Annotated in this window: 33 protein-coding genes; 25 read left to right on the forward strand and 8 right to left on the reverse strand. The window is 49.5% G+C overall.

Features of this window, described 5'->3' with window-relative positions:
• Window positions 1-4 precede the first annotated feature (4 nt).
• From BBW69_RS03555 to BBW69_RS03575, 5 genes are read right to left on the reverse strand one after another with little or no spacing between them, the layout of a single operon-like run.
• Window positions 5-1,012: a GTP pyrophosphokinase family protein gene (locus BBW69_RS03555; protein WP_070822341.1), complete on the reverse strand. Its 1,008-nt coding sequence runs from the start codon at window positions 1,010-1,012 to the stop codon at window positions 5-7.
• Window positions 1,009-2,088: a nucleoid-associated protein gene (locus BBW69_RS03560; protein WP_223169928.1), complete on the reverse strand. Its 1,080-nt coding sequence runs from the start codon at window positions 2,086-2,088 to the stop codon at window positions 1,009-1,011. The genes BBW69_RS03555 and BBW69_RS03560 overlap by 4 nt, the downstream gene beginning before the upstream one ends.
• 16 nt (window positions 2,089-2,104) lie before the next feature.
• Window positions 2,105-2,299, reverse strand: a complete 195-nt coding sequence (locus BBW69_RS03565; protein WP_188210430.1) for a S24 family peptidase — start codon at window positions 2,297-2,299, stop codon at window positions 2,105-2,107.
• Window positions 2,292-2,915, reverse strand: a complete 624-nt coding sequence (locus tag BBW69_RS03570; RefSeq protein WP_188210483.1) for a hypothetical protein — start codon at window positions 2,913-2,915, stop codon at window positions 2,292-2,294. Before BBW69_RS03570 ends, BBW69_RS03565 begins: the two co-directional genes overlap by 8 nt.
• Window position 2,916: 1 nt before the next feature.
• Window positions 2,917-3,285 (reverse strand): helix-turn-helix domain-containing protein, encoded by a 369-nt coding sequence (locus BBW69_RS03575; RefSeq protein ID WP_074897822.1) that lies wholly within the window; start codon window positions 3,283-3,285, stop codon window positions 2,917-2,919.
• Between the two features lie 117 nt (window positions 3,286-3,402).
• Between BBW69_RS03575 and BBW69_RS03580 the strand changes: the two genes are divergently transcribed.
• The 25 genes from BBW69_RS03580 (at window position 3,403) to BBW69_RS03700 (ending at window position 18,181) form a co-directional block, all read left to right on the forward strand.
• Window positions 3,403-3,579, forward strand: coding sequence for a DNA-binding protein (locus BBW69_RS03580; protein ID WP_074897824.1), 177 nt, complete (start codon window positions 3,403-3,405; stop codon window positions 3,577-3,579).
• An 11-nt stretch (window positions 3,580-3,590) separates the two neighbouring features.
• A complete protein-coding gene (locus tag BBW69_RS03585; RefSeq protein WP_107970788.1) occupies window positions 3,591-3,881 on the forward strand; it encodes a DNA-binding protein in 291 nt (96 codons plus the stop codon).
• Window positions 3,882-3,926: 45 nt separating this feature from the next.
• On the forward strand, window positions 3,927-4,802 hold the full coding sequence (locus tag BBW69_RS03590) for a DUF3102 domain-containing protein (protein ID WP_188210431.1): 876 nt from the start codon (window positions 3,927-3,929) through the stop codon (window positions 4,800-4,802).
• Window positions 4,795-6,561, forward strand: a complete 1,767-nt coding sequence (locus BBW69_RS03595) for a DDE-type integrase/transposase/recombinase (RefSeq protein ID WP_188210484.1) — start codon at window positions 4,795-4,797, stop codon at window positions 6,559-6,561. The genes BBW69_RS03590 and BBW69_RS03595 overlap by 8 nt, the downstream gene beginning before the upstream one ends.
• A 41-nt stretch (window positions 6,562-6,602) precedes the next feature.
• Window positions 6,603-7,748 (forward strand): ExeA family protein, encoded by a 1,146-nt coding sequence (locus tag BBW69_RS03600; protein ID WP_188210432.1) that lies wholly within the window; start codon window positions 6,603-6,605, stop codon window positions 7,746-7,748.
• A 1-nt stretch (window position 7,749) separates the two neighbouring features.
• Entirely contained in the window at window positions 7,750-7,890 is a 141-nt protein-coding gene (locus BBW69_RS03605) for a hypothetical protein (protein ID WP_159068915.1), read from the forward strand.
• 105 nt (window positions 7,891-7,995) lie between these two features.
• Entirely contained in the window at window positions 7,996-8,265 is a 270-nt protein-coding gene (locus tag BBW69_RS03610; RefSeq protein ID WP_013448363.1) for a hypothetical protein, read from the forward strand.
• Window positions 8,266-8,364: 99 nt separating this feature from the next.
• Entirely contained in the window at window positions 8,365-8,700 is a 336-nt protein-coding gene (locus BBW69_RS03615; RefSeq protein WP_188210433.1) for a hypothetical protein, read from the forward strand.
• Window positions 8,697-9,188, forward strand: coding sequence for a hypothetical protein (locus BBW69_RS03620; RefSeq protein WP_188210485.1), 492 nt, complete (start codon window positions 8,697-8,699; stop codon window positions 9,186-9,188). Before BBW69_RS03615 ends, BBW69_RS03620 begins: the two co-directional genes overlap by 4 nt.
• Window positions 9,172-9,627, forward strand: coding sequence for a hypothetical protein (locus tag BBW69_RS03625; protein ID WP_107960480.1), 456 nt, complete (start codon window positions 9,172-9,174; stop codon window positions 9,625-9,627). Before BBW69_RS03620 ends, BBW69_RS03625 begins: the two co-directional genes overlap by 17 nt.
• Window positions 9,628-9,785: 158 nt before the next feature.
• Window positions 9,786-10,397 (forward strand): DUF3164 family protein, encoded by a 612-nt coding sequence (locus BBW69_RS03630; protein ID WP_107960478.1) that lies wholly within the window; start codon window positions 9,786-9,788, stop codon window positions 10,395-10,397.
• Between the two features lie 2 nt (window positions 10,398-10,399).
• Complete coding sequence (locus tag BBW69_RS03635; protein WP_019272472.1) at window positions 10,400-10,597, forward strand: hypothetical protein; 198 nt, start codon at window positions 10,400-10,402, stop codon at window positions 10,595-10,597.
• 15 nt (window positions 10,598-10,612) lie between these two features.
• Window positions 10,613-10,921 carry an HU family DNA-binding protein gene (locus BBW69_RS03640; protein ID WP_159069351.1) on the forward strand — a complete coding sequence of 103 codons (309 nt, stop codon included), beginning with the start codon at window positions 10,613-10,615 and terminating at the stop codon, window positions 10,919-10,921.
• A gap of 169 nt (window positions 10,922-11,090) precedes the next feature.
• Window positions 11,091-11,567 (forward strand): gp16 family protein, encoded by a 477-nt coding sequence (locus tag BBW69_RS03645; protein WP_107859097.1) that lies wholly within the window; start codon window positions 11,091-11,093, stop codon window positions 11,565-11,567.
• On the forward strand, window positions 11,545-11,886 hold the full coding sequence (locus BBW69_RS03650) for a Mor transcription activator family protein (RefSeq protein ID WP_118813951.1): 342 nt from the start codon (window positions 11,545-11,547) through the stop codon (window positions 11,884-11,886). The genes BBW69_RS03645 and BBW69_RS03650 overlap by 23 nt, the downstream gene beginning before the upstream one ends.
• Before the next feature lie 222 nt (window positions 11,887-12,108).
• Window positions 12,109-12,462 carry a hypothetical protein gene (locus BBW69_RS03655; protein ID WP_107859098.1) on the forward strand — a complete coding sequence of 118 codons (354 nt, stop codon included), beginning with the start codon at window positions 12,109-12,111 and terminating at the stop codon, window positions 12,460-12,462.
• Window positions 12,463-12,468: 6 nt separating this feature from the next.
• Entirely contained in the window at window positions 12,469-12,744 is a 276-nt protein-coding gene (locus tag BBW69_RS03660) for a hypothetical protein (protein WP_019271763.1), read from the forward strand.
• A gap of 136 nt (window positions 12,745-12,880) precedes the next feature.
• Complete coding sequence (locus BBW69_RS03665) at window positions 12,881-13,912, forward strand: 2-oxoacid:acceptor oxidoreductase (protein WP_188210434.1); 1,032 nt, start codon at window positions 12,881-12,883, stop codon at window positions 13,910-13,912.
• 57 nt (window positions 13,913-13,969) lie between these two features.
• Window positions 13,970-14,908, forward strand: a complete 939-nt coding sequence (locus tag BBW69_RS03670; protein WP_188210435.1) for a major capsid protein — start codon at window positions 13,970-13,972, stop codon at window positions 14,906-14,908.
• 48 nt (window positions 14,909-14,956) lie between these two features.
• A complete protein-coding gene (locus tag BBW69_RS03675) occupies window positions 14,957-15,226 on the forward strand; it encodes a Gp49 family protein (protein ID WP_188210436.1) in 270 nt (89 codons plus the stop codon).
• On the forward strand, window positions 15,227-15,565 hold the full coding sequence (locus tag BBW69_RS03680; RefSeq protein ID WP_107818788.1) for a capsid cement protein: 339 nt from the start codon (window positions 15,227-15,229) through the stop codon (window positions 15,563-15,565).
• Window positions 15,566-15,567: 2 nt separating this feature from the next.
• On the forward strand, window positions 15,568-15,849 hold the full coding sequence (locus BBW69_RS03685; RefSeq protein WP_188210437.1) for a hypothetical protein: 282 nt from the start codon (window positions 15,568-15,570) through the stop codon (window positions 15,847-15,849).
• Window positions 15,850-15,852: 3 nt separating this feature from the next.
• The gene (locus BBW69_RS03690; protein ID WP_188210438.1) at window positions 15,853-16,278 is read left to right on the forward strand and encodes a gp436 family protein; all 426 of its coding nucleotides are present in this window, start codon (window positions 15,853-15,855) and stop codon (window positions 16,276-16,278) included.
• On the forward strand, window positions 16,278-16,775 hold the full coding sequence (locus tag BBW69_RS03695; RefSeq protein WP_188210439.1) for a Gp37 family protein: 498 nt from the start codon (window positions 16,278-16,280) through the stop codon (window positions 16,773-16,775). The genes BBW69_RS03690 and BBW69_RS03695 overlap by 1 nt, the downstream gene beginning before the upstream one ends.
• 11 nt (window positions 16,776-16,786) lie before the next feature.
• Complete coding sequence (locus BBW69_RS03700) at window positions 16,787-18,181, forward strand: phage tail sheath subtilisin-like domain-containing protein (RefSeq protein WP_188210440.1); 1,395 nt, start codon at window positions 16,787-16,789, stop codon at window positions 18,179-18,181.
• 151 nt (window positions 18,182-18,332) lie between these two features.
• Here the strand turns inward: BBW69_RS03700 and BBW69_RS03705 are convergent, their stop codons facing one another.
• From BBW69_RS03705 to BBW69_RS03715, 3 genes are all read right to left on the reverse strand, one after another.
• Window positions 18,333-19,295: a transposase gene (locus BBW69_RS03705; protein ID WP_188210324.1), complete on the reverse strand. Its 963-nt coding sequence runs from the start codon at window positions 19,293-19,295 to the stop codon at window positions 18,333-18,335.
• 213 nt (window positions 19,296-19,508) lie between these two features.
• On the reverse strand, window positions 19,509-19,712 hold the full coding sequence (locus tag BBW69_RS03710) for a DNA-binding transcriptional regulator (protein WP_188210325.1): 204 nt from the start codon (window positions 19,710-19,712) through the stop codon (window positions 19,509-19,511).
• Window positions 19,709-19,942, reverse strand: coding sequence for a hypothetical protein (locus tag BBW69_RS03715; RefSeq protein WP_188210326.1), 234 nt, complete (start codon window positions 19,940-19,942; stop codon window positions 19,709-19,711). The genes BBW69_RS03710 and BBW69_RS03715 overlap by 4 nt, the downstream gene beginning before the upstream one ends.
• Between the last annotated feature and the right edge of the window lie 26 nt (window positions 19,943-19,968).

Here is a 19,968-nt window from a genome sequence, read left to right on the forward strand (position 1 = left end):
GGGGTTAAAAGAGTTCATGGGATGGTTGCTTATCCAAATCAGTACAAATGAATTTCAGGTTTTTGTTGTATGCAGGTAAAGGCCATTTTTTCCATACTTCATCTGCACCAACTTTCTCAATCAGCCAATAAACCAACAAAGCTGCTGGCTGACTGAAAAAATACATTTCTTCAGCATTTTCTTTTATCCGATTAGCAAGATATTTCTTCTCATTCAAAAGTGACCGGATATTAGCAAGAATATTTGAAGGGTCAATGCTGGATTGAAATGTTTCTAGAAAAATCATATTGGTTTTTTTATCAACTTCAGGAACAAGCCCTATTTCCTCTTGATAAAGCTGTGATAATTGGGGAAGAAGTTCTTCTTGTGGTTGATTTGCTTCTTTCAAAATTGCCAGAGTACGACTAAATAAGTCATCTGTAGTTTCCATCAAAGCCATGCTCTTCGCGACTTCGCGCTCTGCTTTCTTTGGAACATTGCCGTCAGGCTTGTATATATTGTCATGAACCAGCTCTGCATAAGCATGTTGGAGTAAAGAACGCACCTGAACTTCACAGCACAAATCAGCAGGGATGCTGACATTTTCGGGTGTAATGAATGCTTGTTTAGGACGAATCTCGTAATGTTTGGATTGATAGTCAAATGCTTTGGGATTTTGCTGAATTTCATCCGCAAAATCTTTCGAAACTTTAGCATTCCACTGAGATGAGGATTCAATGATTTCACAAACTATTTGAATATGTTCCGCAAGCAATACCACAAAACGTACGCCGACCAAGTCAGTCATTTGAGTTTGAGGTGAAGTGTAATTTTTTCGGCCAATCTTGGCCAGAGCTGAAGAAATCTCTTTGACTCTAGGCTTTGCTTCAATTTTTAGAAAATTGGCAACCGGAACAGGAGAAATGACATTGGATAATTGATTTTGAATTTCTTCAGCCACAAATCTACCCCAAGCGGCAAATGCCGCTTGGTGGCTTTCTAAATAGCTTTTGAAATCATCAATATCACTCATTTTTGTTGTTGTAACTGTCCTTTAATTGTGACAACAGTATATTCCCCATCTTCCGTTGGCGCAATTTCCATATAGTCTTGAGTATGCTCGGGAGGAGTCAAGATAACTACACCGTTACTAAATCCGTAAGACCTCCGTTTGCGTAAACGAGTTTTAATATATTCAATATCCTTACTTACAGCATTTTGAGGAAAATCCTTAGCTATCATAAATTCTGTATAAGCTTTTTGCTTGTCTTCAGGTAAATAATTTTGAGCAAAATCGTTAACGCTGATGGTTGCTGCTGCACTTTTCAATGTGACACGCAATGCTTCATGTGTATCTAACTTTTCATCATCACTCAAATCAGAGTTATCGATAAAATTACGTGTCCATTCAAAAAAATTCTGTGTCAGCTTACGGGAAGAAGCAGCTATACTCATGCCTAAGAACACTTGGTAGAAATAGGAAGCTGCTGGCCTAGTTTCCGTTTGTGTCATCAGATGGTCATACAAAAAAGCCCGATAATTCCCAGATTGTATTTGCTCCTGCGGCCTTACTGTTTCGGCTACCAAAAAACCTATTTTGAATAGTCTTGCTGAATCGGTCAGCAATAATTCCTCTAAGAATTCAATCGTGATAAAGTCATCCTCTTCTTTGGTCCTGAACCCATCTTGAGGCTCAGCCTTAATCACACATAAAAACGGCTTGCCGGTATCTCCAACCCTACCTTTTAATACCAACAAAATACCACCCGGTGCATTCGTATTCAGTTGTGCATCGGTCAACATGTGAGCAAATTGTGCGGAATCTTCAATAAACTCTGCTTCCTCTTTGAGTTGTATGGCTGCTGCTATCTGAAAAAAACTATTTTCAGCCGTATTGGCAATAGACATTTCAATACCATGAGATTTATTACCCAAAGCTTTGGTCAGCCTGTTTTCCAATGTTCTTCTTGCCGTAATAGGCAAATCAATCAACTGCGTACTGATTTTAGGTTCTACACGATCTCTATTTTCATTTTTCGGATAAATACGATGGGTAATAATTTTTTCAATTACCAGCCCTTCAAAAGAGTAATTCGTTTCTGTCATCATTTTTTCCTATTGTAAGTTAATTAAGGTCTTTTGAGATTTGAACCACTTGGCCGATGACCTGAATATCAGGATGGTCTGCCAACATCAATGACATCGGCGGATAGGTTGCGTTGTCGGAAATCAAGAGCAGGCTGCCATCAATTTGGCGTTGGATACGTTTGACCCATAACACATCGCTGCTGCAATTCCTATATAGATAGTAATTATTCATACTGTCTAAAATTCTCAATATCAAAACTTGGACACCAATCTATATTTTGTTTTACTGCCAATGCGGCAATTTGTTCATTCCAATTTCCTAAGTAGGTTTCTTTTTCAATCCTATGGTGACGGAAATTAATACAAGGCATCACAAATTTCTTTGCAGAGGATGTTTCTTTTTTCTTTCCGGCTAGATCAAGACTGATTTCAAAAGTTGGTCTTGATCCATGCCATAGAAAAATGTCGTCTGAAACAAAGCAACAGTGGCTTTTAGGGTTGGGACAAGACTGTGATTTTTGATAGCAGTCTAAAACCCCTAACAAATCATAAATACTGCCACTATGGATTCGGCCATTGATGTAAATCTGTTTGCCATTCCAATTTTCAATATAATTCAAAAATACCCCGGCCATCCCAGCCTGTTCTGCTGTTTTATCGAAAGCGCAGCAATAGATGGTTTCTTTTTCAATCTCAAGATTCTCAAATATTTTGGCACTTCTTGCCCAAAGTAATGCTGCTTGAAAATTTTTACTGCTGGATTTGACGAATGTTACAACCAGTAGATATTGCTTTGACAAGGCAAATGGATTGATATGTTCTTTTTGGCACAATTCGAATTGATCCATTTTATCCATTACTCACTTTACCAAGCGCAGTTTGGGCTTTTTTCTCTGCACCTTTTGCCACACTGAGAATGACAAATTTACCGTTATCGCTGGCTTGGCGGTAATACCCTAATAACTCTGACTCTTCCTTACTAATTTCAGAATTTTCAGACGGCCTAATTTCCTGTTCTGCAGCAAACAGACTGCTCACATCTATTCCCATATTCAAAAAAGAGAGCAATACGTCTCCACTAGGCATAAATACGCCACGTTCGTATTTACCCCATGTTTCACGCTCAATACCTGCTTTTTCAGCAGCTTGCGCTTGGGTTAACCCTAAAAACTTTCTTTTTTCTTTCAAACGATTACCAAAAAGAGATTTAGAAATCACAAAATAATCCTTGCAAAAGAGATTTTAAAATCTCATAATTCACGCATCAGTAATGCACTAATCAATTACTAGTGCATAAACAGTTCACTATTTTATCACAATGGGAAAGGGCTATCTATGGCTATAACTATTGAAAAATTAAAAGAAAATTTTGCCAAAAACGGCCAGACGCTGGCGCAGTGGGCAAGAGAGAACGGCTTTAAGCCGCGCGATGTGTATCTGGTGGTCGGCGGACAGCGCAAAGGCAATTACGGCAAGGGGCACGAAATTGCCAAGAAACTGGGACTGAAATAAGGAGGATGCGGATGGCAGAAAGTAAAAGGGTACAACGGCTATTGAGGGTTTTTATCGCGCTTGACGAGCATCCGATTATCGGTCTGAGCAATAAGGATTTATCGGTCGGACTGGGGCTGACGCCATCACAAGTCAGCAGGGATATTGATGATTTGGTTGCATCGGGATTGGTCATCAAACTTGAAAACGGCAACTACGCCTACGGCATCAAAACCCTGCAAATCGCGGAGCGGTTCAGGCAGCAGCATGAACGGCTGCAAAGCAAGATTGCCGAAATCGGCAAGCGGGTGAATGCAGATTAACGAATTTTGAAATTTCCTGACGTAAGGAAATTTGGAGAGTGAAAAATGAGCAATGAAGTTGAAGTGATGGATGCGGTTTCAGTGCAAAACTACCAAGCCGCGCACAGCGTGATGGTGATGGAGCAATGGGGTAACGGCGAGGTTTACAACGAAGCCACTTGGATCGAACGCGGCCGCTTGGCGGTACGGCAGACGATGGAAGGCATGTTTGAATTGGGGCGCGCACTTATTGTACTGAAAGAGCATACAGAACACGGGCGATTTATGGAAATCGTAAAAGGTCAATTTGGTATCGGTCATAACGAAACCGCCCGATTGATGTCTGCCACCCAACGTTTCGCTACGCCGCAAATGCAGAAAGCCGCGCCGAAGCTGATGGATTTGGGCAAGTCAAAGCTGCTGGAACTCTTGGTCGAAGAAGACGTTACGTTGGTGGGACTTGCCGAAGGCGAAGAAGTCAACGGCATGACCTTTGACGATGTGGATCGGATGACGGTGCGCGAGCTGCGCGTCGCCTTGCGCGAAAGCCGTGAAAACCTCGCCGCCAAAGACGAAGTGATGAAAACCAAAACAGCCAAAATTGATGAGCTGGCCGAGAAGCTGGCTAAGAAGCAAACCGTTGTAAGAGAGCCGAAGGCGGAAGACGTGGGCAGCGAGTTGGCGATGCAGTTAACAAGCCTTGAGGTCGGTATCCGCAGTCAAGTGAGCCGTCTGAAAGATTTGTTCGACCAACTTAATGCGCACAGTGAGGCACACGGGATCAGCCATCAGGCAAAGATGGTCGGCACGCTCAATCAAATTATTTTGGACTGCGAGCAACTGCGCGAAAGCTATGCCCTGCCGACTGAAGCACCGACAGACAATGTGCCGGAATGGTTGGGCGGTGAAACGGGAGAAGGCGATGAATCCGGCAATGATTGAGCGTCTTAAGGCAGTCGAGAATCAGGCGGAAGCAATGGGACGTGGCGCACGCTCTGCATATCTTAAGCAGCAGGCACAGGAATTGGGCATCAGCCTTGCCACGCTATACCGCAAGCTGGAGGCGGTTAGCGTCAAGCCGACGCGCAAACGGCGCAGCGATGCGGGCAAGACGGAGCTGAAGCTGGAAGAAGCCAAATTGATTTCGGCGGTTTTGGTGGAGGCGATGAGGCGCAACGGCAAGCGGTTGATGTCGGTGCGGCAGGCGGTGGAAATGCTGCGCGCCAACGGAAAAATCGAGGCGGCGCGGATTGATGAGGAAACCGGGGAAATCATCCCCCTTTCTGAAAACACCATTACCCGGGCTTTACGAGAGTACAAGCTGCATCCCGACCAACTGCTCCAACCCGAACCGGTCAGCCGAATGAAATCAGAGCATCCGAACCATTGTTGGCAAATCGACCCGAGTTTGTGCGTTTTGTATTACCTGCCCCGTCAGGGCAAGGATACGGGGCTGCGGGTCATGAAGGAAGAGGAGTTTTATAAAAACAAGCCGAAAAACGTCGTCAAAATCGAAAACGACCGCGTCTGGCGGTACACGGGGACAGACCATGCTTCCGGCACGATTGCGGTGCGTTATTACTTCGGCGGCGAAACCAGCGCGAACCTCTGCGACTTTTTCATCTACATGATGCAGCAAAAGGCAGACTCGTTAAAAGACCCGTTTCGCGGCGTACCGCGCATGGTCATGCTTGACCCGGGCAGCGCGAATACTTCGGCGGCGTTTAAAAATTTGTGCAAGTCGTTGGATGTGCATGTGCAAATCAACAAGCCGGGCAATCCGCGTGCCAAAGGGCAAGTGGAAAAAGCCAACGATATTGTCGAAACGGCATTTGAGAGCGGGTTGCGCTTTACCGAGGTGCACGACATCGACCAGCTCAATGCTTTATCGGAACGGTGGATGCGTTACTACAACGGTACGCAAAAGCACAGCCGCCACGGCATGACCCGCTATCAGGCCTGGAACAAAATCAAACCCGAGCAGCTCATCCTGCCGCCGCCTGCCGAATATTGCCGAGAACTGGCCATCAGTGCACCGAAAGAGGCGAAAGTTTCGGCGGATTTGGAAATTCGATTCGGCGGACGGGTGTATAGCGTGAAAGGCATCCAGGGGATTTTGGTCGGTCAGAAGGTTTTGGTCGGTAAGAATCCTTGGGAGGTAAACGGGGCGCGGGTCGCCACTTATGACGCGGAGGGTAACGAGGTTTGGGTATCCGTACCCGAAGTAGTTTTTGACGAGATGGGCTTCAGGGCTGACGCCGCGGTCATCGGGGCGGAATACAAAGCCCCTGCCGATACGGACGCGCAGCAGCATCGCAAAGAGCTGGACAAGCTGGCGATGGGTGCGGAAACGCTGGAGGCGGCAGCCGCCAAACGCAAAGGCAAGGCAGTCCCATTTGGCGGCGAAATCGACCCGTACAAACATCAGGAAGATACGCTTGCCGCGCGAAATACGCTCTTTATGCCCAAACAGGGACAGCAGATGGCATACAACCGGATGGAGGTCTCTGAGCAGGTATTGAGCAAGGTCGAAATCGCCAAACGCTTAAAACCCCGCGTCGAGGCAGACGGCGGCGACTGGAAACAGGCGATGGCGGTCATCCTCAAACACTACCCGGAAGGCGTGGTCGAGAGCAAATTGGACGAGGTTTACGACAGGCTGAAGACGATGGGTCGTCTGAAGCTGCATAAAACCGGTTAGGCAAATGCGACGACGTCGTCGCATTTGAAAAAAGGGAAAGCATGAAACAGACCTTTAAGCAAATCGGCAAATCCTATGCCGCTGCGGCAGCCGAAATCGGATGCAGCAAACCGATGCTGGTGGCGGTAGTCAATCACGGGCAATGGCCGAAAAAAAACGCAGCCGAGCTGCGAAGGAAATTGAAACAATTTTTTGAAACGAATGGTGCGGAAATCCCAGCGAGCCTGAGAAACGAGCCGGAAGCCGCACCTGCCCAAGCAACTTACGAAGACAAGGACAATGAGATGTTACTACGAAAAGCAACTTTAAACCAAGCGGCAAAACAACATTTTAGCTTATTCCGCGACCCGTTTAACGACGAAATCCAGTCTGCGGACGATGTGTATATGACGCCGGATGTGCGCTATGTGCGCGAGGCGATGTTCCAGACGGCCTGCCACGGCGGTTTTGTGGCGGTGGTTGGTGAGAGCGGAGCGGGTAAATCCACACTGCGCGAAGACCTGCAAGACCGTATCAACCGCGAAGGCCGACAAATCATCCTGATCGAGCCTTATGTCTTGGCGATGGAGGACAACGACCAAAAAGGCAAAACGCTTAAGGCGGTACATATTGCCGAAGCCATTTTGGAGGAGGTGTCGCCGGGAACCAGCCCGAAACGCAGCCCGGAAGCACGTTTCCGCCAAATCCACCGCGCTTTGTCGGAAAGCGCGAAAGCAGGCAACAAACACCTGCTTCTGATTGAGGAGGCGCACGGTCTGCCGCTGCCGACCCTGAAACATCTGAAACGCTTTTTTGAGCTGAAAAACGGGTTTGAACGCCTGCTCGGGATTGTCTTAATAGGTCAGACGGAGTTGGCGCAAAAACTCAGCGAAAACAATCCTGCGGTGCGCGAGGTGGTGCAGCGATGCGAGGTGGTCACACTCTTGCCGCTGACCGACGGAAAGCTAGAAGGCTATCTCAAGCACAAGTTTGCCCGCGTCAATGCGGACATGGCGAAGATTTTAGACCAAAGCGCGATTGATGCTGTCGCCGAGCGTCTGACAGTCAAAAGCCGCACGAGCAAGGGATTGGAAACCAACAGCCTGCTCTATCCGCTGGCGGTCAACAACTTGGTGGCGGCAGCGATGAATCAGGCGGCGGAGCTTGGTTTTGAGATGGTTGACGGCGATGTGGTACGGGGGGTGTGAGATGAAAAGAAACGAAATCGCACCGGCTGTCATCATCGTATTGCTCTCCATCGTCATTATGGTACAGGCGGTGATGGCGGAACCCTGCCGGCAGCATCCGCCCGTGCAGATAAACGAATACGATAAGGGACAGTACCGATGAAAACCGTTTGTCCGATTTGGGTTTGAAAAATACAAGCCCTTGATACGGCTATATATTTTTTACCCTTTAATTTTAATAACTTTTTGATTTATAAGGAAATACGAAATGCAAGTTTTAAAAAGGCACGCGCTGCCAGCGTGGTGCGGCGCGGCGTTTTGGCGGTGGGTTCCGGTGGGGCTGCTGACGGGCATCTGGTGGGTAGTGGCGGTGTTGGCACTGCATACCTGCGCGCCCGAGCCTGCGCTCAAAGCGGCGGAGCCGTCCAAGATGGAAGCCATGCAGAAGGAAGCAGATGCGGAGTCGGCACGGCTTGAAGGTATATATGAACGAATGAGCGATGAAGAACGGATGCGGGGGGTGGTGTATGAACCGTAAACACCCCCCGAAACGGATACGCAAACTAGCACTGAAACGCGCCATCGCCGAAATCCGCGCCAAATACGGCGCAAAAGCCATCACGAAAGGAGACGGAAAGTGAACCAAAAAACTCTCACTAAGCTGAAAAAATGCAGGGTCTGCGGACAGAGCAAATCAGAAATAGCATTTGCCTGGCGTTTTGATGCGACAAAATGTGTACGCGTGCGTTCTGAGGTGTGCGCCAAATGTTGGCAAAGTCAGGGCGGCAGGCACACCTTGTCCCAATTTAAAAAGATGGACGAACCGTTTGCCGGATACGAATCACAAACCAAACGCCGCAGCGAGTATCCCAAAGCACCTGAAATTTTAGATAACAAATACTGGACAGCGACGGATACGCGTCAAACAGATGCGGCATGGGCGCAACAGTTTTGGACGGAGCGAAGTCAATGAAAGTACGCTGCCCTACCTGCGGCGCGGTGATGAGCTTGGATGTATTAATCGCCCATGACGATGCCCGTGAAGCACTGATTGCCCTGACAGGCATTTCAGACGACCTTTTTAAGGCGGTATTGCGGTATCTGACGCTGTTTCGCCCCGCTGAAAAGGATTTAAGTTTTAACCGAGTTTCAAAGCTTGTCGGTGAGATTGCGCCGATGATACGGGAGGGCGAAATCGTGCGTAACCGAAAAACGTACCCGGCCCCGCGCGAGGCTTGGATTTGGGCGGCAACGCGATGCCTTGAGGCACGGGACGCGGGAAAACTGACACCGCCGCTGACCAGCCACGGTTATTTGTTGGAAAACATCACGTTTTGGTCGCCTGAAAAGACGGCGGTTTTGTTCTCTCCCCAACCCTCTCACACGAGAGAGGTGGCAAGCACCAAATTGAGGAGCGGGGTGGGCGGCTTGATGGAGTGGGCAAATGGAGGAAAACAATAGCTGGCTGAAAAAAGCAATCGCACAGGGTTTCATGATGCTCGCCGCCCTAAATCTCAAAGGCCGCCCCGCTTCGGCGGATTTGACGGCCGTTGCCGAACTTTGGTTGGGCATACTAAGCGGACGATCGTGGCAACCGGAACAGGATGAAATCAGGATACAGGCAGCCTTTAGGGATATCGCGGCATCCTCGTCAGAGTGGCCAAATCCTGCCGACCTTATCAAACACCTGCCTCCTCCCGAAATCAGGATGGTGCCGAGGCTGGAAAAGAAGCATCGTCCGACCGAATACGGCAAGGCGCAGGCCGCCAAACTCAAACAAACACTCAGCCTGCTGGAAAGCTCCCCTTGCATGAACAGGGATTGGATACACGGGCCACGCCACCGGTCGGTGGATGAGTGTAAAAGGATTAATGCCGAGAGGCAGAAGGGAAATAAATAGCCAAATGAGTACGTTTTTTGACAATCAGGAATCCGACTTAATAAACGAATTTCTGACGGAATACTGGGAAGAGTTTGAAAAATTTGCTGCCAACAACGGATTTGATGACGATTTATTAAAGCAAATATCAATGGAATTGGAAGGACGTAGGAAGCATTATGAGTAACTTAGACATGAAACAATACAAACAGGATGCCAAAGGCAATCTCGTGCCGCTGGCCAATATCCGCGAAATTGACCTGCTGCGCGACGAGCTGGTGCAGGAAATCGCTGCCAAAGCCCGCGCAGTACAAGATAACTTAATCGCCTTCAAACGTGAGGCTATGGATGATATTGCGGCGTTTGTACAGTTAAGTGCCGACCGATACGACGTGAATGTCGGCGGTAAGAAAGGCAATATCAGCCTTCACAGCTTCGACGGCGCGTACCGCGTTAACCTTGCCATGCAGGACACGCTGGTATTTGACGAGGGATTGATTGCCGCCAAAGCCCTGATTGACGAGTGCATCAACGAATGGACGGAAGGCAGCCGAACGGAATTGAAAACTCTGATTAACGCGGCCTTCCAGGTGGACAAAGAAGGCAATATCAGCACCGCCCGCGTCCTCGGCCTGCGACGCCTGCAAATCACGGATGAAAAATGGCAACGGGCGATGGATGCGCTCTCCGACAGTTTGCAGGTGCATATCAGTAAACCGTTTGTGCGGGTGTACCGGCGCGGCGAGGATGGGGAGTATCAGTTGATGAATTTGGATGTGGCGAAGGTGTGAACATGGCGACGGTAAACATCCTCATCAGCGATCAGCCGGGCGGCCTGTTTGTCAAGCTGACTTCAGACGAACCGATGCCGCAGGATGAAGAAGACGGTGGCAGCATCGCCCAAAATGCAGGTCTTATCTGCCTAGCTGTCCTCAAGAGTGAAATTCGACAGGTAACCGGCAAAGAGCCGGAGTTAGCCAATATCCAATAAACCGCGCGGCACGGTCTGCCGCATTTAAATCTAAATAGGAGTCAAAAAGTGAATAAATCCGAATTAGTACAAGCTGTTGTTGCTGAAACAAACTTGAGCCAGGCTCAAACGGCAAAAGTGGTGGATGCCGTCATCGGTGCAATCAAACAGGAACTGGCTAAAGGCGGTGAGGTCGCATTGGTCGGATTCGGCACGTTTTACGTCGCCCAATCCGCCGAGCGCAAAGGCCGTAACCCGAAGACCGGCGAGCCGTTGACGATTGCCGCCACCAAAACGCCTAAATTCCGTGCCGGAAAACCTTTGAAAGAAGCGGTAAACAGATAAGCAAACCATTCTTTAAAACAGGCCGTCTGAAATGTTTCAGGCGGCCTTTTTCTATCCGCTCCGTATGTTTGCCAAGTGGTTCAATTCAGGCTAGAATAATATTATTCATTGATTTTAATGAAAAAAGTGAAACAACGTTTCACTTTTTTGAGGTTCTTAGGGGCTGGAAATGGAAACCCGTACTCAGAAAAAACAGCGGTTGATACGGCTCATCCATGTAGCCAAAACCCAGTTGATGATGGACGACGGCGAATACCGCGCGCTGCTCGCTAATCTGTCATGCGGCAAGACGAGCAGTACCAAGTTATCGGTCGAGGAGCTGGAGCTTGCCGTGAGGGCGATGAAGATGCGGGGTTTTGTGGTTACCACAAAAGCGCAGGCGGCATCAGGCAAACCTGATTTGCCGGTGCATATGCCCAACCGCATGATAGAGGCGCAGGTCAAAAAGATACGCGCGCTTTGGTTGGAGCTGCACCGTTTGGGCGCGGTGCGAAGCCCGTCTGAATTGAGCCTGGCTCGATTTGTCAAACGCATGACGGGCATAGATTATCATGGATGGTTGGGGACTGATGACGCAATACGGGTCATCGAACATCTGAAGAAGTGGAAAGTGAGGGTGGAAAATGGCGGACAACAGAGTGCCTGAGCTGGTGGCGGACTTGGAAGACCAGGCGGTCGCCTGCTTGATGTCGGTATTGCCGATGGAGCGGCAGCAGGCGGTCGAGGTATCTAAAAAGCTGTCTCATCATCTGACCAGCAACTGGGGCGGGCAGTTGATTTATTTCCCAAAAAACCTTTTGGGCAGGGTATCGGAGCGGGATATGCAAATTTACAAGGAGTTTGACGGTAAGAATCATGCAGGCCTCGCCCGAAAATACGGTCTGACCGTACAGCACGTTTACCGCATCGTCAAGGAGGTTGGAATGGCAGAGCGGGCGAAAAAACAGGCAGATTTGTTTTCGTAAGTACACCGCATAATTAAAACATCGGTCAGGTTTAGCCCTGACCGATTTTATATTGCGTTTCTCTTTGCGGTCGGGGGTTTGCCCACCCTGAAACCGAAACGCGCTAAAAACGCAAATTTGGCGCATTTGTTTTTATTAGCCCCGATTAAAAGATTGTGGATGGATAAAGATTCATGATGATCCTGCTGCCGATATGGCAGTATGACCTCGAAAGGAATTTATATGTCTTTATCAACAGAAGAAAAACAACTGTATGCCGGTTTTATCCATAATGTGTACAATGGTGCCGTCCATGCCGATGCGGACGATATTACGCCTGAAGTTGCCGACATCTGCGACAAGCTTGCAACCGCCATTGCCCAATGTTCAAAAGGAATGGTTTGGCCTGAGGCTATGTTTCGTGCATTTTACGGGCAACCGTTCTCGTCTTTGAGGACCGTATTGAAAAAGTTTGCAAGGTCTTTAATCGAAAAATGGATTGAAACGATAGTAAAAGACAGGCGCTATCGTGTTTGTATAGCTGCCGCCGCATTGAATTGGCGGTCGGCTTTAGAGATGGAGCTTATGGGAATCTGATAGCTTATGCTGGAAAAAATCATCGACTTTCTGTTCTTTCTCGACCAACGCCTTCCCTTTGCCAAAAACAGATGGGCGGCATTATTGGGATCGTTGCCGTTTACGCTCCTGCTGCTGATTACCGACGGTAAAACCATCCGTATGCTGTTGTCGGAAACATCTTGGGGTATATGGGCCGTATGCTTTGTATTGGCAATGATGTGGTTTGACTGTAGAACAGACCGCCGCTTGAGGTTTTTACCGTATATCTGTATCGCTAAAATTGCTGTTTCATTCTTGTAAACGACAAACCGCCCGCCTCAGGGCGGTTTTTTACTGCCTCCGGCAAACATCTGCCGAAATAAGTTTTAAACCCGATTAAAAGCCGTTTCAGACGGCATTTGCCACAATAACCTCATCCATCTGATGAGGTTTTTTTATGTCCTATGAAATTTTCCGCGCAGGGACGCGCACCGATGCAAACGGCAATACGGTAACGATTACGCACGCCGACCTTGCCGCCGCCGCGCAAGCCTACGATCCGAAGGTGCATGAGGCTCCTATTGTGGTCGGACACCCGAAGGCGGACGCGCCGGCTTACGGCTGGGTCAGTGGACTGAAAGCTGAGAACGGCGTACTGACGGCGGACTTTGACCAAGTCGATGAAGGCTTTGCGGATTTGGTTAAAGCCGGACGATATAAAAAAGTGTCGGCGAGTTTTTACCCGCCAACCAGTCCGAACAATCCCAAACCGGGCATTTGGACGCTGCGCCATGTCGGCTTTTTGGGCGCGCAACCGCCTGCCGTTAAGGGCTTGTCCGCCATCAGTTTTGCCGAAGGCGAAGTTTATGTCGAGTTTACCGAAGAACCGCAGGAAATCGGCCTTTTGCGCCGGTTACTGAACATGGCGGGTTTGAAACCTGCCGAATTTACCGAATCACCCCCACCCCCGGAAAACCATGAAAACAAGGAGACCCCTATGTCGCTAGAACAAGAACTTGCAGCAGAAAAGGCCGCCCGCGAAGCTGCCGAGAAGAAGGCCGCCGAATCGCAGGCGGAATTGAAAAAGCTGCAAGACGAGCAGCATGCCGCCCTGCGCGATGGTGCGCATGAGCAGAATGTCGAATATGCCGAAGGCTTGGTTAAAGAAGGTCGTCTGAAACCTGCTGACAAGGATTTGGTCGTCAAGGTTTTGGATTTTGCCGAACACCCTGATGACGTAACCGCCGACTTCGGCGAAGGCAGTAAGAAGCAGCCTTTGTCTGCCGCGCTGCGTGCGTTTTTTACCGCTGTCCTGCCTAAGCAGATTCAGGGCGGCGAGATGGCTAAAGGTGAAACGCCGTCGGGATTGGCGGCAGACTTTGCCGAGGCGTCGGACCCGGAAGCCTTGAGCCATCACCAACGTGCATTGGCATTGGCGGCGCAGGAAGGTATCCCTTACGAAGAGGCTGCCCGCCGTACTATTGCTTAATCATCAACCCGTCAAATGCGACGACGTTGTCGCATTTGTCCTAAAAAAGGATAAAACATGAGTGCATCTCATTTGCGCGGTCTGCGCGGCCAGCTTGATCCGGTTTTAACCAATCTCGCACTGGGCTACAAGCAGGCGGATTTTATTGCCGAGAAAATCTTCCCGGTGGTGTTTACTGAAAAAGAAGGCGTGCGTGTGCCGGTGTTCGGTAAGGGTTCATTTGTCGAGTATCAGACCGAACGTGCGGTCGGTGCGGCATCGAATGTGATTACACTGGACTCCCCAAACTTTATGCCGGTTGTGTTGGAAGAACATGATTTGGCCGCCGGTGTGGATTACCGCGAACAAGCGGAATCGATGTACGACGAGCGCGCCAAGGCAACACGCCGCGCGGTCAAGGGCGTGCAGCTGCGTCAAGAAATCGAAACTGCCGCCCTCCTGCAAAACAAATCGGCTTATCAGTCAGGTTTCAGCAAAGATTTGGCCTCCACCCAAAAATGGAGCGATAAAAACTCTGATCCGTTGGCAGACATCGAGACCGCCCGCGAAACGGTTCGCGCAGGCTGCGGTGTACGCCCGTCGGTACTAGTGGTAGGCGCGAGCGTGCTGTCGGCACTGAAACGCCACGAGAAGCTCATCGGTGCACTGGGTGCAAATGAACGCAAGTCCCTGCTCACGGTCGAGCAGCTGAAAAATCTGCTGGAGCTGGACGACATCATCGTCGGCGAGGCGGTATCTACACCTGCCGCCAATAAGGCCACCCAAGATATTTGGGGCAAATTCGCCAGCCTGATTGTGCGTCCGAATACGGCTTCCGGTGGCAATGACGATGGTGAGCCAAGCTTCGGTTATACCTTCCGCCGCCGCGGTATGCCGGTAGTCGACCGCTACGAAGAGGTCGGCGGCAAGGTGGAATACGCGCGATATACCGACATCCGCAAAGCGGCGGTGGTCGGCGGTACATGCGGTTTCTTGTTTGAGAACGCGGTTGCTTGATAAGTAAAAGGTCGTCTGAAAGGCTTCAGACGACCTGTGGAGAGAAATATGACTTTATTCGTGAAGTATGAAGATTTAGATGAGCGTATTGCCGAGGTGCGATACCACCGTGTCGAAGGAACGACTGCGACGGTGTGTACGGTCATTCTGCATTCCGGCTTTGTGGTCATCGGACAGTCTGCCTGCATTAATCCTGAAGTATTTGATGAAGAGGCAGGCCGTGAGTTTTCCTATCAGGAAGCCCTAAAAAAATTGTGGGAACTGGAAGCCTACCGCGTCAAAGAAAATGCGCATGACGCGCAGCAAAAGGAGTCTTAAATGGCACAAGCGAAGCAAGTGGTTTTGGTAACCACGGTCAAAACATCAGGCAAGGTGGTCAAAAACCGCTTTGTGGATTTTGTCGGCAAACAGGCAGCCGCCGGTGTGAAAGTGCTGGGTACTGCTACTTTGGATGCAGATGCGGGCGAAATGTTGGCCGTTGATGTATTGGGTATAGCCTTAGTTGAGGCAGGCGGCACGATTGCCGTCGGCGATGAAGTAGCAGCCGATGCGCAAGGCGCGGCAGTCAAGGCGGCAGGTAATGCCAAAGTTGCCGGTACGGCGCGCTCTGCGGCGACAGCGGCGGGCGAAGTCATCCAAGTATTTTTGAAAGGCTGATCATGGCTAAAGTTTATATCGCAAACACTCCGTTGATTTTGGAAAACGAACAAGGCGACCAATTTCGTGTCGAGGTCGGCGAAGTGGTCGAATTGACGGCGGAGCAGTACGAATCGGTCGCGGCACACGTTACCCCGACACTGACAACCGGCGAAGAGCTGGATGCGCAACAAAATGACACCCCGCCGTCCGAAGATACGCCGTCAGATGATGCAGGCACTGCGGGCGAAGTTGAAAAGCCGAAACGCGGTAAAAAACCGGCAGCAGCCGAAGAGGCGGAGTAAGCCATGTATATCGGCGCGGATGATTTGACGGCTGCGATGGGCAAAATGGAGTTGGTGCAACTGACCAACGACAATGCGCGCGGGACGGAACCCGACGCTCAGGTCATTGATGCGGCAGTGCGTTATGCCTGCGATTTGGTGGACGGATACCTGCGCGGCAGATATGTGCTGCCTTTGGTGGAAACGCCGACGGTGTTGCAGCCTTTATGCATTAACATTGCCCGCCATTTTTTGCACAGCCGCCGCATCAACCGAGCCGACTTTCCGAAACCGCTGGAAACTGCCTACAACGCAACCATTAAGACGCTGGAAGCCATCCGCGACGGCAAGATTCACATCGGCATCGCCGCATTGGACAAGCCGTCGCAACCCGAGCCGGGCGCGTATCACGTCCGAGCGCGCGACAAAATGGATTTAGGAGGCTACTGATGAGCGCGACACGTCCGATTATTGATGCGGTAGTAGAACATTTGCAGGCCGCTATCCCGTGGGTCAGCGTTGAGGCTTTCCCCGAGCGTCCGTCCGAATACCAATTTATCCATCCGGTCGGAGCAATCTTGGTCGGATACGGCGGCAGCAAATTTGGCGAAATCGAGCAGCTCGGTCGTATTGCACAGCAGCGCGATGTCAGGTTGGTGTTGACCGTTTTCGGCAGCAGCCTTAATGCGGATGACGGCACGCTGGCGATTTTAGATGAGACACGTCTTGCTATGGTTGGTTTTGCGCCGCCGAACTGCCAGCCCTGCCACCTTATCAGCGAGGAGTTTTTGGCCGAGGATGCTGGCGCATGGCAGTATCAGCTTGTCTTGCAGACTGAGACTCAGCAGGTTGAAGTTTGCCGTGAAGAAAAACGCCCCGGCTTCGTCGCTGCCCGCTATCGCCGAACCGACCAAGACCTCAATTCCGATTTAAAACCTAAAAAATAGGAGTATCCATCATGGCAGCAGCCTACCATCACGGCACGGAGACCATCCGCATCGACGGCGGCTCCAATCCTGTCTATACCGTTGACGGCGCAATTACCGCCATCGTCGGCACTGCGCCAGTCGGTGCGGTCAATGAGCTGACGGTATGTCAAATTAAAAAAGATTTTGCCCGATTCGGCGGCGAGCTGACCGGCAAGGGCTTTACTCTGCCGGATGCCGCACACATCTGGACGCGCTACGGCAGCGGTGTCGCTTATGTTGTCAATGTTTGCGACCCTGCCAAACATAAGACAACCGTCAGCAACGAAGTATTGGCGGTTGATCCTGACACCTTGACAGCCAGAACCGCCAAGCCTGCCCTGCAAAGCGGCTACACAGTTTCAGACGGCAACAGCCCCCTGACCGAAAACACGCACTACACCATCAACACACTGACGGGCGAAATTGTGTTCAAAACCAAACCGTCCGCCGCGGAAATCAGCTACACCTATACCGACCCGACGAAAGTGACCGAAGCCGACATTATCGGCGCATATGTGGCGGCAACGGGAAAACGCACCGGTTTGGAACTCTTGACCGAAGGTTTCAACCGACAAGGCGCGGACGCGAAAATTATCATCGCCCCCGAGTATGACGGCAACGCCGGAGTCCGCGCAGCAATGGAAATCATTGCGGGCAAATTGAAAGCCATCGCCTATGCCGCCGCGCCGAAAGGCACAGGCTTGGGCAAGGCTTTGGAAGGACGCGGTCCGTTGGGCAGCATCAATTTCCAAACTTCGTCCGACCGCTGTCAGCTCTTTTACCCCTACGTCGTCGGTTTGTCGGGCTTGGAAAGCCTTGCCACCCACGCCGCCGGCCTGCGTATGAAAACCGATGTGGAACAGGGCTACTGGTACAGCATCTCCAACCGCGAACTCTTGGGCGTGACCGGCGTGGAAATCGGACTGACCGCCCGTGCGGACGACCCGCAGTCCGAAACCAACCGTCTGAATGAAAAAGGCATTACGACTGTATTCAACAGCTATGGTACGGGCTATCGTATGTGGGGCAACCGCCTTGCCTGCTTCCCAACGGTTTCGCATATTAAAAACTTTGAAGTGGCACAACGCACCGGCGACATCATCGACGAATCCATCCGTCGCGCAGAGCTGCAATATGTCGACCGTCCGATTGACGATGCCTTAATCGACAGTTTGATTGAGACGGTACGCACCTATTTGGGTACGCTGCCTTCCATCGTAGGTTTCTCGGTCGGTTTGGACTATGACTACGACCTGCCGGATGCGTTCAGTAAAGGCCAAGTGCCGATTGTGTACGACTACACGCCCAAGCTGCCTGCCGAGCGTCTGACCAATACCAGCGTGATGACCCGCAAATACCTGGCCAATCTGGTTTCTGCGTCCTAATGCCGTCTGAAAAAAGAAAGATACTACTTTAATTTGCAATAGAATCTTTACAATTCATTTACAACTTATTGAATTTCAATATTTAAAAATTCACTGAATTTCAGACACGGCAAAGCAGGCATTCAAAAAATGCCTTTTTTCCTTGCAGGATTTACGCCGATTTATAACGAGATTGATCGTAATCTTCGCCTTTCTTGTTTACGTTATACGCAATGACGGCGAGTTTACGCATCAATGCGGCGATGATGACTTTTTTAGGCTTCTTCTTGGCTTCCAGTCTTTTGATGAAATCGGGAAATGCCCTCATTCGGTATGCGACCATGGCGGGCATGAATAAAACGGCGCGTAATTTCCTGTTTCCAAACTTGGTCAATTTGGATTTTCCTCTTACGCTTGTACCTGATTCTTTTTGCTGCGGGCTTAGGCCTGCAAACGCTGCAAATTTGTTTGATGTTTCAAATTTCGAAGATGTGAGATATTGAAACAATACGGCTGCGGTCATTCTTCCAATTCCCGGTATGGTTTCAAGACGTTTCACACCCTCCCTACATTTCGGCTTCTCCGTCTGCTCTTTTATCTTCGCCTTTAAAACTTCAAGCTGTTCATTCATGGCTTTGATGATTTCTGCATATGCTTTGGCCGCTTCTTCATCTTTTGCCACCTGATAACGATTTTTCATTGCCGCGCATTCGCTTTTGATTTGCGTATATGCTGCGGTCATCCGTGAAAGCCTGTATTGCTCGTCCGTAGGCTTCTGCCTCTTTACAAGCTCGCTTTCTTTCACAGACTGGCAATACTCCGCTATCAATTTTGAATCCTGTTTGTCTGTTTTGGTTCTTTTGAACCTGCTTTCTGCATACTTGCTTATTTTTAGCGGATTAACTACGTAAACGCTGTAATATTCCGCGAAATAGTCGGCAACTTCTTCATAATAATTTCCGGTTGCCTCCATGCATATATGCAGATCCTCACATCCCAAGCTTTTCAACCAGTCGGAAAACTGATCTAAACCTTTTGAATTGTTGCCAAACTTTGCCGAATATTCGGCATTGCCAACAATGACGGTTGCGTCAAATGTCAGCTTTGATATATCCAATCCTACGGCATTACGCATGGGATTACCCTTATCTATTCAGAATCGTGTTCTTTGATACTACCCAATTTCACAAACAAGAAAAAACCGCCGTCCTAATCTTTCTCTCTGTCTAATGACATGGGAACATTCAGGCTCGGCGGTTTCGGCAAAGGTTAGCTATTCCTTTGCCGTGTCTGATTCTATTATGGTTACTGTTTTTGGTAAAGGTTCATTTTTAAAGAAAAAAGGCTTTTATTTAAAAAGCTCTATAAATTCAAGCCATTTTTTATACGGCATATCAATATGACTATTCACATTCACAGGCATCTCCCACCTCTGAACCGTTACCAAAGACACTTCTAAAGCATCCGCTATTTCTTTCTGCGTTCTCCCTGAATTCTGTCTAATGAACTTTAGATTTTTTGGCGTGTAGCCTATCTCAAAATCGTTCATCATGATAATGATTTCCTTGCCCTTGTCCAAGCTTCACCGGCTTCACGTGCTATTCTCGGCGCATTTTTAATTTGCTCAAGCGTGATGTTTTCCGGCTGATTGATTAATTTGCCGTCAAAAACGCCGTCTGAAACTTTTTCAAACTTAAAAACCCAGCCGTCTTCATGGCTGGCCGTTTGCGTTTCAAAATCAACCGTCCAGCGACGGTGCCAATTTCTATTAGGGTGTGTCATATTTTTCCTTTCAAAAAAGCCGCCAT

The sequence above is a fragment of the Neisseria sp. RH3002v2f genome, from assembly GCF_014596375.1.
GTDB classification, from domain to species: Bacteria; Pseudomonadota; Gammaproteobacteria; order Burkholderiales; family Neisseriaceae; genus Neisseria; species Neisseria cinerea.